12 protein-coding genes are annotated in these 17,205 nt (G+C 48.6%); 5 read left to right on the plus strand and 7 right to left on the minus strand.

The window, feature by feature from the left end:
• Window positions 1-260: 260 nt before the first annotated feature.
• On the minus strand, window positions 261-1,610 hold the full coding sequence (locus AC5JR3_RS19920; protein ID WP_495848308.1) for an RNA-guided endonuclease InsQ/TnpB family protein: 1,350 nt from the start codon (window positions 1,608-1,610) through the stop codon (window positions 261-263).
• A 26-nt stretch (window positions 1,611-1,636) separates the two neighbouring features.
• On the opposite strand from AC5JR3_RS19920, the gene tnpA reads away from it, so the two are divergent.
• Entirely contained in the window at window positions 1,637-2,053 is a 417-nt protein-coding gene (gene tnpA / locus AC5JR3_RS19925; RefSeq protein WP_495848309.1) for an IS200/IS605 family transposase, read from the plus strand.
• Window positions 2,054-2,125: 72 nt separating this feature from the next.
• Here the strand turns inward: tnpA and AC5JR3_RS19930 are convergent, their stop codons facing one another.
• On the minus strand, window positions 2,126-3,646 hold the full coding sequence (locus AC5JR3_RS19930) for an MBOAT family O-acyltransferase (RefSeq protein WP_495848310.1): 1,521 nt from the start codon (window positions 3,644-3,646) through the stop codon (window positions 2,126-2,128).
• Between the two features lie 67 nt (window positions 3,647-3,713).
• Complete coding sequence (locus tag AC5JR3_RS19935; protein WP_495848311.1) at window positions 3,714-6,767, minus strand: DUF1574 domain-containing protein; 3,054 nt, start codon at window positions 6,765-6,767, stop codon at window positions 3,714-3,716.
• A 318-nt stretch (window positions 6,768-7,085) separates the two neighbouring features.
• On the opposite strand from AC5JR3_RS19935, the gene AC5JR3_RS19940 reads away from it, so the two are divergent.
• The 4 genes from AC5JR3_RS19940 to larE all read left to right on the plus strand — a co-directional run bounded on the left by AC5JR3_RS19940 (window position 7,086) and on the right by larE (window position 12,682).
• Window positions 7,086-7,316, plus strand: a complete 231-nt coding sequence (locus AC5JR3_RS19940; RefSeq protein ID WP_495848312.1) for a hypothetical protein — start codon at window positions 7,086-7,088, stop codon at window positions 7,314-7,316.
• A 153-nt stretch (window positions 7,317-7,469) separates the two neighbouring features.
• Window positions 7,470-10,598 (plus strand): phosphoenolpyruvate carboxylase, encoded by a 3,129-nt coding sequence (gene ppc, locus AC5JR3_RS19945; RefSeq protein WP_495848313.1) that lies wholly within the window; start codon window positions 7,470-7,472, stop codon window positions 10,596-10,598.
• A 49-nt stretch (window positions 10,599-10,647) separates the two neighbouring features.
• On the plus strand, window positions 10,648-11,730 hold the full coding sequence (locus tag AC5JR3_RS19950) for a hypothetical protein (protein WP_495848314.1): 1,083 nt from the start codon (window positions 10,648-10,650) through the stop codon (window positions 11,728-11,730).
• Between the two features lie 127 nt (window positions 11,731-11,857).
• Window positions 11,858-12,682 (plus strand): ATP-dependent sacrificial sulfur transferase LarE, encoded by an 825-nt coding sequence (larE, locus tag AC5JR3_RS19955; RefSeq protein WP_495848440.1) that lies wholly within the window; start codon window positions 11,858-11,860, stop codon window positions 12,680-12,682.
• A 45-nt stretch (window positions 12,683-12,727) separates the two neighbouring features.
• Here larE and AC5JR3_RS19960 read toward each other — a convergent pair whose 3' ends face one another.
• From AC5JR3_RS19960 to AC5JR3_RS19975, 4 genes are all read right to left on the minus strand, one after another.
• A complete protein-coding gene (locus AC5JR3_RS19960) occupies window positions 12,728-13,351 on the minus strand; it encodes a DUF4352 domain-containing protein (RefSeq protein ID WP_495848315.1) in 624 nt (207 codons plus the stop codon).
• Window positions 13,352-13,797: 446 nt separating this feature from the next.
• Window positions 13,798-14,196 carry a hypothetical protein gene (locus AC5JR3_RS19965; RefSeq protein ID WP_495848316.1) on the minus strand — a complete coding sequence of 133 codons (399 nt, stop codon included), beginning with the start codon at window positions 14,194-14,196 and terminating at the stop codon, window positions 13,798-13,800.
• A 242-nt stretch (window positions 14,197-14,438) separates the two neighbouring features.
• Complete coding sequence (locus AC5JR3_RS19970) at window positions 14,439-15,110, minus strand: fasciclin domain-containing protein (RefSeq protein ID WP_495848317.1); 672 nt, start codon at window positions 15,108-15,110, stop codon at window positions 14,439-14,441.
• Between the two features lie 202 nt (window positions 15,111-15,312).
• Window positions 15,313-17,157, minus strand: coding sequence for an ABC transporter ATP-binding protein (locus AC5JR3_RS19975; RefSeq protein ID WP_495848318.1), 1,845 nt, complete (start codon window positions 17,155-17,157; stop codon window positions 15,313-15,315).
• Window positions 17,158-17,205 lie beyond the last annotated feature (48 nt).

Raw genomic sequence — 17,205 nt, forward strand, 5'->3', positions numbered from 1 at the left:
GCTTTCGCGTCTTTGTAGTGTGGTTGTCATGGTTGAGATAATTGCAATGATTTGGATATGAATTATTAAGTGAAGTTTATTCACTTGACTCAATACTATTTACATTTCTATAAATTCGCCACTAAATCTTGATTAATTTTTGTTATGAATTGCCTAAACTCTGCTTGTCAGTGCTGTGAATAAGCTTATGAACTACTCGCGACCTGGGTTGCTAGGTCGGAGTTTCTCACGCTTCTTCGCCCCTAGTTGCCGCTTGACTCTTAGCAGGAAGTAGAGCTAGGCGACTCGACGTGTAAAGAGGACAGTTCCTGCCCCCTTGCCCTTACGGGTGCGCTGCCTAATTCTGGAGGTGAACTCCACAATCCGCGCACCCAAATCTCGTTGACTTGAGCCGCGTTAACATCTCGGTCTTCTGTATGACCGCAGTTAGGGTGAGAGCAAACATGGATTCGGTCGCTCAAGGTTTTTGGGGTTAGTTCCCAGCACTTGGCACACCGTTGGGTAGGTTTAAGCGTCCGGGTTGGCGACTCCAAGTAAAAGCCTCCAGCTTCGGCCGCTTTATACTCAAGGAAACCCCCAATAATCCCAAACCCTACCTCTAAAATTGAGCGATTGAGTCCAGCTTTTTGGCTTCGACGTGAGCGTCCCCGCCCTAAGCGTTCGACTGAGCGTCTCCGCCCTGAGCTTGCCGAAGGGTCACGCCGAAGTCTTGCCGAAGGGTCAGCCGAACGTTTCTTTCTGTTTCCTTTTTTAGCTTTACCCGTCATGGCTTTGATATTAAGTTGCTCACCAGCAATTAGGCTATTACCGCTAACTATATTGCTGGTGGTTTTGTGCAGCCAATCTTCTCGCTGACGAGTAACTTGACGCTGTAGTTGAGAAACTTTTGCCCTCCCTTTTTTCCACCGCCTTGAGCCTTTGACTCGCTTGTTGCGGTTGGGAGCGCGTTTGCGTCTTAGGGACTTGGATGCAGCTTTAACTTTTTGCTGACCAACTTTTAGGAAATCAGGCTTACTGATTTTCTCTCCAGTAGAAAGCGTAATAGCGTCCTTGCAGCCTAAGTCGATACCAATATACCCTGTACCCGTTTGGCGTTGAGGTTGGCACTGAACTGTAATAGAGGCATACCAACGACCATTACGAAACAATATCGTGCAAGTTGTTGACTTACCCCAAGTCCGGGCTTTTCCTCTCATCTGTATCCGCCCTAAGTTCGACAGATTAAGATGACCATGCTTCCCTTCGGTCTCTGCTTTCCATCCAGCGCCGCACGGATAAGTCCAGCCACTGTAGCGACGGAACGCTTTGAACTTAGGATAGCCTCCCAAACCCTTAAAGAAACGAGTAAATGCAAAATCGACCCGTTTTAAGGTGGCTTGCAAAGCATGGCTCCCTAGTTCTTTATACTCAGGCCATACTTCCTTGAATGCTGGCAGGCTGTTTTGTTGTTCAAGGTAATTAACCGAGTTGCCGAACTTTTGGTATTGAGTCTTCCGGTTGTAGACTGCCGCGTTATACAAACTCCCATGAAGACGCCGCCAGTAGTGCAACTTCTGCTCCTGCTGGCGGTTTGGGTACAAGCGATAAGTAACGCGACGGGTTATACTCATGCCTTGAGTTTACCATTAAGTTTTAGATGAAATCAACAAAGTTAAAGTCCCGTGCCCATTGCGTTTACAACCTCCATGCTCATGTTGTGTTTGTCACTAAGTATCGAAGAAAAGTGATTAACGCAGATATTCTCCAAGAACTGCACAGCATTCTTAATCGGCTTGCAATAGCCAAGGAGTGTGAGCTAGTGGAGTTTAGTGGAGAGACCGACCATGTACATCTATTAATCAGCTACCCACCTAATGTCACCCTATCCAAGCTCATCAACAATCTCAAGGCGGTATCAAGCAAGCTAATTCGTCAGCAATTCGCTGAACACGTTAACCAGTTCTACAGCCAGCCCGTGTTCTGGACTCAGGCTTACTGCATTATTTCTGCTGGAGGTGCTCCGCTAGAGGTTCTCAAAACCTACATCCAGTCTCAAGAACAACCAACGGGCTGACCGCCGCATTCCCCCTCCCTGTCATGCTAGCAAGGGGAATGCGCGGCGGAAGATTGTTCAAGAGGCATCTTCTTAGAAATCAAAATAGATGTAGGGCAAGCTACCTGGGGGAACAAAGACCCAAACCATATATAAGCATATGGGCACCAATAGAAGCTTGAGGGGCCAATTGAGCTGTATTTTTAGTCCCTGGTAGAAGGCATAGATAATCCCCATGATTGCTATCACTATTGCTAACAACACAGCTACTTCAAAACGCTGTAGACCAAGTGCTTCTTGGTAGACTTTTTGGGCAAACTGAACGTCAGCAGTATGACCCCAGAGGCGCTGTAGGACTAAACCGGAGTCTTGGAGATTGGGAAGCCGGAAGAAAATCCACGAAGAGAACACCATTAATTGTGTTAACAACCAGGCAAGCAAGACGCCGGGTAGACTTTGCCACCAGTTTTTCATCCTTTCAAAGCGTTTTGATAGCGCTTCCGTCAGGCGATGAATAGCCAGCGCCAGACCGTGATATCCGCCCCAGACGACAAATCCCCAAGCTGCTCCGTGCCAGATGCCAGCAATGAGCATCACCATCAATAAATTCCAGCAAGTACGCGCCAGCCCTTTGCGGTTTCCGCCTAGGGGAAAGTAGAGATAATTACGAATCCAGTCTCCGAGGGTGATGTGCCAGCGCCGCCAGAAGTCAGCAATGCTGATGCTGAAGTAGGGAAAGTTGAAATTGTGCGGGAGATTAAAGCCTAATAAAATTGCGCTTCCACGGGCGATGTCTACATAACCACTGAAATCGAGATACAGTTGCAATCCATAAGCCGCGATCGCTAACCACAAATCAGCACTACCTGCCCGTTCTAAGTTGCCAAAACACAGATCGACAAAAATCGCCAAGCGATCGGCAAGCAGCGCCTTTTTAATGGCACCACAGGCAATCAGCCAGAGTCCTTCTGTGCTCTGCTCAAGGGTAGGAAACTTTAGCCCTTTGAACTGAATAGCAAAGGGATGATAGCGAGTAATTGGGCCAGCAATTAGTTTAGGGAAAAATAATTTGTAGCTGGCAAACTTGAGCAGTTGTTGCGAGGCGGGGGCACCGCGATAGACATCAATGAGGTAAGCAATACACTCGAAGGTAAAGAAAGATAATCCTAAAGGGCCAATTAAGCGATCGCTAATCCAGACGGCAGTGTTTTGAGCAACAGGTAAATTTAGCGGTGCGGCAATTGCCGTCAGGAAAAAGGGAATGTACTTAAAGCCAAACAGCAAGATGACATTGATAAAAATGCCAAACCACAAAAGCCTCAAGCGCCGACCGTTCCACTTTTCTTGTCCTTGCTGCCACTCTTGATTAGAAAGATTTTGGTCTTTGGCTTGCAATCCTCCTAAGGCTGTGTTGGCTTCCATTGCCTGCCCTAAGCGGAAGGTAATCAGCGTTATAACCAACAACAAAGGAATGTATTGCAGTTGTAGTGATGAGTAAAAAATCAGGCTGACAATCAGTAACGTCCACAACCGCCATTGGGGCGAGCGCCCTAACCAATAAGTGGCTAAGACAATCAGCAAGAAAAGACCGTAGACCAGCGAAATAAACGTCATGCTAATGGTTAATAGCTAATAGCTAATGACTAATGCGATAAACAACTAGCCATTAGCAAAAATGGGATTAGTTTTTGCTGACATTAGACCAAGGGATCATCGGGTCTTGAGCAATCTTATTTGAGACTTCATAGGCACCGTGACGGTTGAGGTGGCTAGGGTCAGAAAAGTAATCATATTTGGTTGGCCACAACGTTGTTAAGTTGCGGAAAATCAATCCCTTTGACATGCCTGAGGAGAGCATGTACTCCTGAAATTCTTGCTCGTATTGGGTGCGGACGGGGTCTAAGTACTCATCGGTGAGGGGAAGGTTGATAAAGACGACGGTAATGTCGTTTGCCTGAGTAAATTGCAGCAGTGCCGCGAGGGCTGTGTCTTGTTTTCCGGTGGGTTGAAAGGAGTCATAGTCGCTGTCATACGCTCCTGGTACTCTGGCGTATTCGTTGTAGTAAGTGGCGGGATTAAAGCGAACGGAGAGGGGCAAAAAGCCATCATAGTCAATCGCCTCGCCCATGGGAGCAGTGGCGTCTTTATCCGTTTCTGTCTGCTCTGGAGTGGGGGCTATCGGAGCTAGCCAGGAGACAAATTGATTGCGTAGGTTTGTCTTTAGTTGTTCTCGGAGGGGATAGGTTGAGGAGATTTGAGATAGAGATTGACTCAACCAGCCATTCAGGGATTGATACAAAGTTCCCCATGCAGCCAGGAATTGCTCGGCTGGTTCGGAAGTGTTTTCAGGAGTTCCCCCACTACCAGCATTCGACTGGGAATTTGGGAACGTCCCCGCATCAAGTTGCTGGTAACCCGGGGATGTTGCGATCGCGTTATAGGTAAGATCCTCCCGACCACTGTTAAATGCTCTCGCGCCATCTGCCCAAATAATTAGCTTGGGTAGTTGTTCTGGCGTCAGGATTTTGCGGACAATCAAGTCTACAACCTGTGCCGTTGCTCCATTAACGCCAAAGTTGAACACCTCAACATCCAGATACCCTTCCGCCGCGAGAGTATCTTGTAAGGCAATCGGGTCAACTCCTCGTAATGCCCTAGAACTGCCGATAATCAGGACATCTGGAACACCACTGCGGAGCAGGCGTTGTTGGTAGAGCGCCAGCTTTTCGTCTAGCAAGCGATTGTTGAAGGTAGGATTTGGCGATCGCGCGGCGGCTAAAATGGCGGCGGTTGTCGCGCTAGAACGCCCAGAGTTATCGACAATGACACTCTTTTCTCCTTCGCGGGTAAACCCTGATGAGTTAAATCCTTCTGAGTTCTTGCCATCCTCTTTTTGTAAAGAGAGCTGGGGTAAGGATAAATCAGTTGGAGAGCCTTCGGCGTTTGTCGTTGGAATCGATTGCGGTTGCGATCGTAGCTGCTGACCAATCAGCAAATCAGCTTGTACTAAAAGCAGCAAACCCAACGCACTCCAAATCACCGCAATTTTTCCCCCGTGACGGGTCGGAGAAACTTTTTGGCTAGGGGAAGAGGCAGGCTCTTGGTTCTCGATCCTGGGAACAAATAATTGGGAGTAACACAGCCACTGCTGGAGCCTCCGTCCTGTTCGTTCCAGAACCGTTTTTAGGTCGTCGGGCTGGACGTTGGGATGAGCGATCGCGTCTTCCGGCGGCGTCAGCAGTTCATCAATGGAGGTATCGGAGGCGGCAAATTCTGGCGTAGCTTCCGGTACGAGAGGTCGCCGATGGACAAAATCACTGCCGTAGTTCCATAAGGGGGACAATTGACCTGCGCGCCGCCCGTATACGCGCACGCCAGCAATGCCAGGGATTTCCATCTGACGCAGGAATTTAGCGATCGGGGAACCCACCTTTGCCTGGGGAGGGCAAACGGGGGCTTCACTCATAATGTGCAGCAGGTCTTGCTTACGGCGAATTTTTAGATGAATGCCACCGGTTGCCAATCGTCGGTCTAAGTTAGGGTTGAGGAGTCGCTGCAACAGAAAAGTCAAGGCGTCGAGATTGCCCTGTTGTGCCAGGGAGAAGGTAGGCTCTGCCAAGGCGGGTTCGCTGGAGGCAGGTAATTTTAGCCAATCGATCCAGCCGAGAACTTCTGGTTCGGACGAGACCTCCTGATGGTGAGCTTCTACGCCATAAATCGTTGCCGCTTCGATGCCTTGGGGGGCGAGCCTCTCCAAAACGGAGGCAATAATATTAACAGCGGTTTCTTGCTCGGGAAGAGCAGCGCGGCGATCGTCAAGGGCGCTACAAAACAAGTGCAACGTTACATCTTTGAGCACCGTTCGCGCGGATATTTCCGATTTTGCCAAGGCTTTATTGATCAGCCGGGAGATTGCCTGCACATCTCCCCAACTTGCCCAATCTTTGAGCATGGCTTCGGGGGGAGTTAAATCAACCCGTAATATCCACTCCGGAGAGACTTCCCCTCTTACTTGGCTGCAAATAGCTGCATCTTGAAAGCCTTGCAGTTGCAAGTCCCGTAGCTTCTGGATGATGGGTTCTGCCAATAAGGAGGAGTCAGGGCTATAGTCGGAGGTACAAATAACCCAGAGCCGCTTGGAAGGAAGTTCTGAGTTTTTTTGAGGAGTTAGGTTTCTTTCTTGTTCCCGTAACTCTTGTCGGCTTCTGCCTAACTTGGCGGCATTCGGAAGCTTTTTGACAGTGACTTTGACGCTGACGCCCAAGGGCATGAGAGTGTCACCAAGGTAGCGGGCGATCGCTGTGGTGGCACCTGATAGGGCAAGGCTTTTATTTGAGATCAGCAGCCTTTCAGGGTTCGTTTCTATTTCTAGGTCTTCCGGTTCCTCTTTAAATGGCGGCGGTACCAAAGAGGGTTCAAAAGAGTTGAGGGGAAGCGACTTGATCCAATCTGGCTGAGGATGCCCAATTCTCCGCCCATAAATAATTAGCTGGTAAATCGGTGCTTTGGGATTAATCGCCAGTAGCGATCGCCCCGCGTCTGTCTGGAGAGCGTGGGAAAATTTCTGAACAATTGTTTCTGCCTGCAAACTGTTGAGGCTTTCACAAAGAACGTGCAAGTTATTGCCCCGCAATCGGACGCGCAGGCGTACGCCCGGTTGACCGATCGCCCGATAAGCCCATTGGGCTAAGGAAGAAGGACGGTTCTGTGGAGAGCGCTGATCGACATCCAACATCACAAACCTGTCACCTCAACTGACAACAGACGACTAATTTTTGGCAGGGGTAATGGTACATCTAATTGCCTAATTGCCTTTGCTCCCCTTCTCTCGTTACGCTGCAATTGCTGACTCAACCAATAAGATAAGTACAATAGAAGCATCCAAATACATCTAACACAAGAGCATTCCCTGCGGTGTAGTGTAACTGTTTAGGCAACGCTACGATCTCTTTCTCTTCTAACGGATCAGCGCCTGGAGCAGCGAGGGATCAGCCAACGACATGGCAACACTTACCCATTAAACATACTCGTAGCAATAGTTTTATCCTAACTAATGACATCTCCTAACCAAAAATCCTCGAAAACAACCCCTCTGCCCACCTCAACATCCCAGTTTCCCACAGAATTTCTTTTAAGCTTGGCAACAGGTTCTCTGCTCTTGGGCATTGTGGGCGCAAAAGCCACCTACTCACTTATAGAAGAATTGGGAAAAGCAAGCGAAGAAGTCTTTCGAGGCGATCGCCTACCGATGTTAAATTTTCCAGATTCTCATTGTGAAGAATAATTCAAGTGCATTAGCTGCAACTTTAGACATTTTTGACAAGAGTTGGGGTGCTCATGATCTCATAGATCAACCCCTCAGTTAGTTGTCTATGCAACGGCGCGCCCCTAACATAAACCCCTACAATAGATCATCTTTAAAGAAAGAACAGACCTTATGAGTTCGGTACTCCATTCGTCCGATCGGGACTTGGCTATCCCTTCTACCTCTGACTTGTTTCTACGTCATCGCCTCAATATTGTCGAGGAATTATGGGAGTCTGTTCTTCGACAAGAATGCGGTCAGGAATTAGTTGATTTGCTCAAACAACTGCGCGACCTTTGTTCGCCAGAAGGACAGGCAACCGACTTTCCCGAATCCTCTGTTCCAAAGGTGATTGAAAAGCTTGACCTCAACGCGGCCATCCGCGCCGTCCGCGCGTTTGCGCTTTATTTTCAATTGATTAATATTGTCGAGCAGCACTACGAGCAGCGCGATCAACAACTCTTGCGACGGACAAGTAATCGTCCAACGGCAAATAAAACTAAGCCTTCAACTGCAATTTCTGCTAGCCCAAAAAACAACGGGGATTCAACCACTGCAGCGGCAAAGCCGATGGACGCAGAAGGAACCAATGCCGATCCAGTGGCTGATTTGTTAGAAAAAAGTTGGCAGGAGGTCGATACACCGCCTCGCGAAGTAGGAACGTTTCGCTGGTTGTTTCCTCACCTGTGGCAGCTGAATGTGCCACCTCAGCAAATTCAGCGCCTGATTAACGATTTAGATATTCGCCTAGTTTTCACGGCTCACCCCACCGAAATTGTTCGCCATACCATTCGAGGCAAACAGCGACGCATTGCCAAGGTTTTGCAACAACTCGACCAAGCGGAGGAAGCTTCAAGAGCGCTGGGGCTGAGCGAGTCCTGGGAAGTTGAGGAATATACCAACCAACTGACTGAGGAAATTCGTCTTTGGTGGCGTACAGATGAACTGCATCAATTTAAGCCAACGGTGCTGGATGAAGTGGATTACACGCTGCACTACTTCCAGGAAGTATTGTTTGATGTGATTCCCCAGCTTTATAGCCGCTTGAATCAGGCATTAAAGATGTCGTTTCCCTGGCTAAAGCCGCCGCTGAACAATTTCTGTAAGTTCGGCTCGTGGGTGGGGTCAGACCGGGATGGTAACCCGTCAGTAACTCCGCCAGTCACTTGGTCTACGGCTTGCTATCAGAGGGATTTGGTGCTAGGGAAATATATCCAGTCTGTGGGACAGATGACTAACTTATTGAGTTTGTCGTTGCACTGGAGTGATGTTTTACCGGAACTACTAGACTCTTTAGAGCAAGACCGCTCCCAGATGCCAGGGGTGTACGAACGGCTAGCGATTCGCTATCGTCAAGAGCCATATCGCCTGAAGCTGGCTTACGTGCAGCAGCGCTTGGAAAATACACGCGATCGCAACCGTCATCTCTACCAGGGTGAAAGACTCCAGCGGGAACTGCTAGACATAGACAACAAAAATCCTTGTATTTATAACTCAGGGGCAGAGTTTCTCAAAGAACTAAAACTAATTGACCGCAACCTTAAAGAAACTGGGCTAACCTGTCGTGATTTGGATAATCTGATTTGCCAGGTAGATATTTATGGGTTTAATCTGGCAAACCTGGATATCCGCCAAGAAAGCTCTCGTCACTCCGACACCATTAATGAAATTGTTCAATACCTGCAAATTCTCCCTAAGCCCTACAACGAGCTATCAGAAGGCGAACGCGAACGCTGGTTAGCCACAGAGCTACAAACGCGGCGTCCTTTGATTCCCGGAGAACTGCCCTTTTCTGAAAAAGCCTGCGAAACGATTGAAACCTTTCGGATGTTGCGGCAATTGCAGCAAGAGTTTGGCCCCCAGGTTTGCCAAACTTACGTGATCAGCATGAGTCATGAAGTTAGTGACTTACTGGAAGTGCTGCTACTTGCCAAGGAAGCGGGATTGTATGACCCCGCAACGGGGATCAGCAGCATTCAAGTGGTGCCACTGTTTGAAACGGTAGATGACTTGAAGCGGGCACCCTCTGTAATGAAAGCGCTGTTTGAGCTACCCCTTTATCGGGCTTGCATCAACGGCGGCTATAAGCCAGAGCAATTGCCATCCCAAGACGGTGAGGCAAAAGACAACTCCCTTTCTCTGACTCCGGTATCGCAGCACGCCCTCCAAGAAGTGATGCTGGGCTACTCTGACAGCAACAAAGATTCCGGTTTCTTGAGTAGCAACTGGGAAATTCACAAAGCCCAAAAAGCCCTTGAGGAAATTGCGGAAAGCTACGACATCCATCTGCGGATTTTTCACGGACGTGGCGGTTCCGTCGGTCGTGGGGGCGGCCCTGCCTATGAAGCGATTTTGGCGCAACCCGGACGCAGCATTGACGGACGCATCAAGATTACTGAACAAGGCGAGGTGCTGGCATCGAAGTATTCTTTGCCGGAGTTGGCACTCTATCACCTAGAGTCCGTAACAACCGCCGTTATTCAAGCGAGTTTGTTGCGGAATGGGTTTGATGATATTCAGCCATGGAACGAAATTATGGAGGAGTTGGCGACGCGATCGCGTTCTCACTACCGGGCGCTGATTTACGAGCAACCGGATTTAGTAGATTTCTTTCACCAAGTTACACCGATCGAAGAAATCAGCCAACTGCAAATTAGCTCTCGCCCTGCTCGTCGCGGTGGCAAGAAAGACTTAGATAGTCTGCGGGCAATTCCCTGGGTCTTTAGCTGGACTCAAAGCCGCTTTTTGCTACCCTCCTGGTACGGTGTTGGTACAGCACTCAACAGTTTTGTGGAGGAAGAATCGGAGGAAAATATCAAACTGCTGCGTTACTTCTACCTCAAGTGGCCCTTCTTTAAGATGGCGATTTCCAAAGTAGAAATGACTCTGGCAAAGGTAGATATGCAAATTGCCCAGCATTACGTGCGGGAATTGTCCCAGCCGGAAGACCAGGAACGCTTTCAGAGCTTGTACGAGCAGATTATGCAGGAGTTTAACCTCACCCGCGATATGGTTCTTAACATTACCTGTCACAAACGTTTGTTGGATGGCGATCCTGTCTTACAGCGCTCCGTCCACCTGCGGAACGGCACTATTGTTCCCCTCGGCTTCTTGCAAGTCTCTTTGCTAAAGCGTCTGCGTCAGCACAGCAACCAAGCCGCATCGGGAGTCGTTCACTCCCGTTACAGCAAAGGCGAGTTGCTGCGGGGGGCGTTGTTGACGATTAACGGGATTGCAGCGGGGATGCGGAACACGGGTTGATTTGTTGCGTCGCTGCTTACCACTAATGTTAGTTTGTGTCAAGTAGCTTATGCACGTTCAGCGATCGGCAATAGTCCTAGTGGGTTTAGCGCTTGGGCTAATTTTCCCCACCCTGAAAACCACCGCTCAAACCCTAATCGATACCCAGACTGAAAGGGCAAAGTTAGAACTTTTCCGACTGACAGGCATCCCTCCTAGCGAACTCACCATTGTTAATGAAGCGGCTTTAGCGGATACGGGAATTAGTCGGTTTAAGATTAGGGATTCTCACGGCAACGTCCACGGAATCTCCCTGGATGTGGCTGGCAATCCCGTCAATCCTGAAATTTTAGGGCAGACTGTTCAAGCCATTGATGATCGAGTTTATGTCGGCAAGCTGGAAGCTAAATTGGCTGTACTGCTTAACCAGGGAACGGATAGCCCAATACGGGTGATGATTCGGTTGAACCAGGAAACAGATGTTCCTCCCCTTCGCCCACAAACCCGCGAACAGCATCAGGCTCATCTTGTGAACCTTAGGTCTCGCTATGCCGCCATTCAACAACCTCTGGTGAACCTGCTCAAGGCAAATGGTCAGCAGGTTATCTATCAGCCTTCTTATACAGCAGTTGTAGGGGCAGACGTTACTCCCTCGGTACTCCGGAGGATTGTTGAGCGTCCTGATGTAGAGCGGATTTCCCTTGAGCATGTATGCACTCCCAAAGCAGACGAAGCGCAAGCCGCCTTCCCAGCTAATACAGAAAATGGCAGGGATCTTCCTGAAAGTGGGGCAATGGGAGTCGTTAACGCTAACAAAATTGGCACTTACCCTCCCCAGTTGCTGAAGGTGTTTCCCCCAGAGGAGTCAACACAGACCTTCGTGCAGTCTGTCTGCGCTGATTTCAACTTTAAATTAGCGGGAGGCGCTGATGCGGCATCCTTACAGCTCTTGGTTGATGGAGTAGATGTCACCAAACAATCCACAATTGCTGGCACCAGAGACTGGCCTCCGAGTAGTCTCCGCATCTCTTACAATCCTGTTTTTTCTCAGCCAGGTATCCACTACGCCCAATTGCGTTTCCAGACGTTAAACGGCACACCCCAATCCTACCAATGGTCTTTTTCTATTGAATCTCCCTCCCCTTCCCGTTAGTGACATAAGGATGAGGTTATAGCTTCACTCCCCCAAACTCCTCGCTAGGATAGATGGGTGTAGTCCGTTGTCTCCCATGCAATTGACCGCTCCCAATCGACAACCGACAACCGACCAAAAATCAAAAATGTTAGAGCAAAAACTAGAGCAGTTAAAAACGTTATTTGCAGAAATGGAAACGGCATTGATTGCCTATTCCGGAGGTGTGGATAGTACTTTAGTTGCCAAGATTGCTTATGATGTTTTGGGCGATCGCGCCCTGGCAATTACAGCCGAGTCTCCCTCCCTGCTGCCAGAAGAACTAGAAGACGCCCGCATCCAAGCCGCTACAATTGGCATTCCCCATGAGGTGATCCAAACCCATGAAATGGATAACCCCAACTACACCGCTAACCCCGTTAACCGCTGCTACTTTTGTAAAAGTGAACTTCATGACACCCTCAAACCCTTGGCAATGCAACGGGGCTATCCCTATGTTGTTGATGGGGTGAATGCGGATGACTTGCAGGACTATCGCCCAGGAATCCAGGCGGCGAAAGAACGAGGGGCGCGATCGCCTTTAGCTGAAATCAGCCTTACCAAAGCCGAAGTTCGCCAACTCTCCAAACAACTCGGACTACCCTGGTGGGACAAACCCGCCCAACCCTGTCTGAGTTCCCGCTTCCCCTACGGCGAAGAAATCACCGTCAGTAAACTGCAACGTGTCGGACGTGCGGAAATTTACCTCCGCAAGCTCGGCTTCTCTGATCTGCGGGTGCGTTCCGAAGGCGACACCGCGCGAATCGAGTTACCACCAGCGCAAATCAAAGAATTTGCCCTCACCACCGATTTACCTACCCTAGTATCTGCTTTCCAGAACTACGGCTTCCTCTACGTCACCCTCGACTTGGAAGGCTACCGCAGCGGTAAACTCAATCAGGTGTTGGCGAAAGAAGCCTTGAGCAAAGTCTAAAAATGCCTATTGGCAGTTATCTTGCTCTCTTCCCGTGAAACAGCATTAATCTAACTTGACAGCAATCTGCTGGCAATTTTCAGGTTGTGTTGCTTTTTGCTCCTCATTTAGAGGCTCACAAGCCAAATCGGGCTGAAAAATTAGCTGCAATCCTGCGGCATTTTGGGGAACCTCAAAAACCACTTCCCCTTGTACTTCTTCGTCAGGAAGAATTGTCCCTGTAGGGGGTTCTACATCATCTAAGGCATTGGCGATCAAAGCCACCTCGTACTGATTCTTTTGGTTGTCTTCCAACACAAAAGAGACGATGGAAAATGTTTGCGGCTCTTTTCCTTGATTCGTGAGCGTGGTATCAACAGCAATCCACTTTTGCCCTGGATTTGGTTTAATGATTCCTTTGCCTTGATGCTCCCAGCTCTTATTAACTATCATTTGTACCTGAGTATTATTTTGTTTGATAGCGATCGCTTCACCCAGGCTATAGTTAGAGCGAGTAATTTTTGATGCTTTTGAATCTACATTTTTGGGCAAATTTGTATTTTGAGTTTCAGTAGGAGTTTGCTGAATGCTTTTTTGAGTTTGTTGCCGTTCTGGAGAACAACCAATAACTAAACTCAGTAAAATAAATGTTACTGTTTTAGCCCTAAGTATTTTGAATATTGAATGCATTTCCCCTCTTGATGATTAGACCTTGGCTCTCAATGACCCTTGAAGTCTGTTAGATTTGACGGTAAGACAGAGTCTTTTGTTGCCAATAATGGGAAGTATTTTTTGTTAACATTCCCAGTTATAAGCTGCCGTGCATCTAAAACAAAGAAGGAAGTGCGTTTAAATAAACCAAACTTAGCTATTGGGTGAGCAAGGTTCAATTAGACGGCTCTACTTAACTCAATTTAAGTACATAGGATTAGAAGTTAGGGGTTAGAGGTGCAAGGTATACTTACATCTAATCTCCTCCCCTAATATCCCCATCCTCTAAAAGTTCTTGGTGCTACTCCTGTTCAAAATAATTAAGTTGCTAAAAATTTATTAACTAACACGGGTTTTGGCTGACGGCAGTTTCTACGCATAGGCGATCGCGTTCCTCATTTAGCGCTGGTGAGCAGACAGTCAATCTACTGTCGATTGAGCTGAAACTGTACTCTTTCGATCCCGGTAGGCGATTCGTTGGGAGGAAAAAATGTAGGAGCAGCCAGTGGAGAGAAGAGGGGGTCTCTAATCACGATTTCGGCAGGACTATCATCTAGTTCTATAACGGTTGTTGGTGTTGCTGCTTGAGGGACTAACGGCGCTCCGTTGTTAGTTCCATTACTCAAGAAAACAGTGGCATCGTCTGAAAAGAATATTGGGTAGTCCTTGTTTAAGGTTCTACTTTCGATATCCAAAAGAGAGTCACCAGACAGAGTGTATTCTCCAGTGGATGAGCTTCTCACAGTTGACTGGGCATGAACCGAGTTAGTAGAACCAGCGATCGCCGCGAAGATTCCCAAGACAGCAAGTGCTTTGTATACCATTGGCTTTTTCCAAATAAGAGTTTATTACTTTCGAGTATTTCTAAAGCCAGTAGCTTTTTCTTCTATCCTAGGGTGCGATCGCTCAACAAAAGGTTCTCTTCTATACGATATATTCCCTTTTGGAGATATAAGTTATGAATAAGCACATTAAGAGGCACTACCCCCAGGAGTGCCCGATTTTTTTCAGACACCTCCAGGGATAGTGCCCCTACAGAAAGTGATGAATTCTATAATTCGATTCTTTACTGCTGTGTTGTTACTTGAGAAATCAGAGTATTGCGAAGCTCTCTAGGAAGCAATACCCGATTAACGGCATGGATAACACCGTTGCTGGCTTGAATATCTGGTTGAACAACACTACCGTTATTCACAATCACCCGGTCTTCAGCCACACGCACGGCGATGCCACCAGCCAGTGTGTCTACAGATCCGGTTTGGATTTCGTTAGACGTCACTTCACCGGGTACAACGTGATAGCTGAGAACTTGCCGTAATAAGCCCCGATTCTCAGGTCTCAGCAAGTATTCTAGGGTGCCATTTGGTAATTCGGCGAAGGCTTCATCGGTAGGTGCAAAGACAGTGTAGGGGCCACCACTTGCGAGGGTGCCTTCAAGTTCTGCGGCTTGTACAGCTTGTACCAGGGTGTCAAAGGATTCGCTACCTGCTGCCACTTCAACAATGTTGGACTCGGCACCAGCTGTGGTGCGGTTCATCATTTGCTCTCTTGTTTGCTGGGCACCTGGGTTTGTCCCATCCATCATGTTCTCTTGGTTGTAACCTGCACCCGTTGAGGATTCTGGCATGGTAGCAGGAGCTTGTGCCAATGCTGGAACGCCAGCAAAAGCACTGATGCCGATAACACCACTCAGAACAGCAATCTGCTTTTTAAAGCGATTTAAATAATCAGTCTTCATACTTTTTTAAATCTCCAATTACGAAAGGTTATCTGCCTTTCACAATAGTGAAGATATGTTAAGTTGTCGTCCTGTAATGGGAGTACGACTTTAGGCAGAGTTCCCCTAGGGCAGCAAGGAATAGCGCCAAAAAAAAGCGATCGCCTAAACTATCCCCCTTATTTCCCCTAGGGAAGATAAAACTCTACTTTTTAACAGGAAATCAAACCTCAGTTCCCATCATCTGCAACTGATACAAACTTGCGTACAGCCCCCCTTGCTGCAACAACTCCTCATGACTTCCCGACTCGATCAACTCACCCCGCTTCATTACCAAAATCCGGTCTACATTCCGAATTGTCGAGAGGCGGTGAGCAATGATAATTGCTGTCCGCTCTGCCAACAAATGGTCAAGCGCTTCTTGAACCAGCGCTTCCGTTACCACATCCAGACTCGCCGTTGCCTCATCCAGCACTAAAATCCGGGGGTCACGGATTGCCGCACGGGCAAAGGCTAGAAGCTGCTTCTGCCCCCCAGAGAGGTTTGTTCCTCGTTCCCGTAGCTGAGTATCGTAACCTTGAGGCAACTGCTGGATAAACTTATCAACATTTGTCACCTGCGCGGCATTCTGGATTTCTTCAAAGGAGTAGGTTTCTCCTAGGGTAATGTTACTCTTCACATCTCCCGCAAACAGAAACCCTTCTTGTAAAATCACACCCATATAGCGCCGCAGCTCCGCCTGGGGTAAGTCCCGAATGTCGATGCCATCGACTAAAATCCGTCCCCGCGTAGGCTCATACAGGCGGCAAAGCAGGCGAATAATTGAACTTTTCCCCGCACCAGTGGGCCCGACTAAAGCGACTTTTTCCCCCGGCTGAATCGTGAAATCCAAATCTTTGAGGACGTATTCGTCGTCCTTGTAGGCAAAGGAAACCTTCTCGAAGCGAATTTCTCCAACGCGATCGCCATTATGGAAAGTCGTCTGAGACAGGCTTTGCTGCGTCTTGTGTCCGGGGTCGCGAATTTCAATCGGCTCATCCATGATGTCGCTGATGCGCTCAACCGCCGTGAATCCGGCTTGCAGCATGGTGAACTTTTCGGCAAAACGACGCAAGGGGTCAAACAAACGCTGGGCGTACAGGATGAATGCCGACAACGCCCCAAAACTCAATGTATCGCCTAGGACAAACCAACCACCTAACCACAAGACCCCCGCGATCGCCACAAAGCCAATCCACTCCAATGTCGCTGAAACAGCCGCATCATGGAAGATCGTTTTGTCAACCTCTGTAACGTAGCGTTGGTTCACGGTCCGGTACATCTCGGCGTTGAAACGTTCCCGCCGAAACATTTGCACTACATTAATCCCGACAATATTTTCTTGTAGCTGCGAGTTGAGTGATGAGAGTTCTTCTCTGGCTTTGTAGTTCGCCTTGCGATACTGCTGCTGGAAGTAAATAATCACCCCCGTCACCGGAAGCAACATCAGCACCAGCATCAGCGCCAACTGCCACTGCAAAAAAAACATCGTCACGGCAATCACCAACATCGACACCACATCGCCGATAATGCCGATCGCCCCCGTGGAAAAGACATCCCCCAGCGCTTCCACATCGCTTGTCAGGCGGGTAATCAGTCGTCCTACTGGGGTGCGGTCAAAAAAGCGTACTGCCAGCGAAGTGACGTGAGTAAATAAGTCCTCACGAATCTCCGCCGTCATCTTCTGACCTACCTTCACCACCAGGTATCCCTGAATCGCAACGAAGATCAGCCGCACCACCACCGTCGCTACCAGTAACCCGACAAGGATATTTAGTCCGTCGGCTAAAGAACGTTCCGCCAAAAAATCCCAGGATTGCTCCTCTTGGCGAATCAGCGAGATGGCTTGCCCAATAATCAGCGGTTGCACTGCACTCGCTGCAGCTAAAGGAATCAACAACCCTAGAGAAATAAAGAGCAGTCGTTTATTGCGACGCCCATAGGGTACAAGTCGCAGGAACAGACGCCAGTCATTTTCACGAGGTCGTTGTCTTCCTGCCGCCTCTTTACGTGGGGATAAGCTAGTCATTCAAAATTTCAGCGGTAATCTTTGTAACAAAAAAGCCCAAGCTTTCAC

It is taken from the genome of Kastovskya adunca (assembly GCF_059505785.1).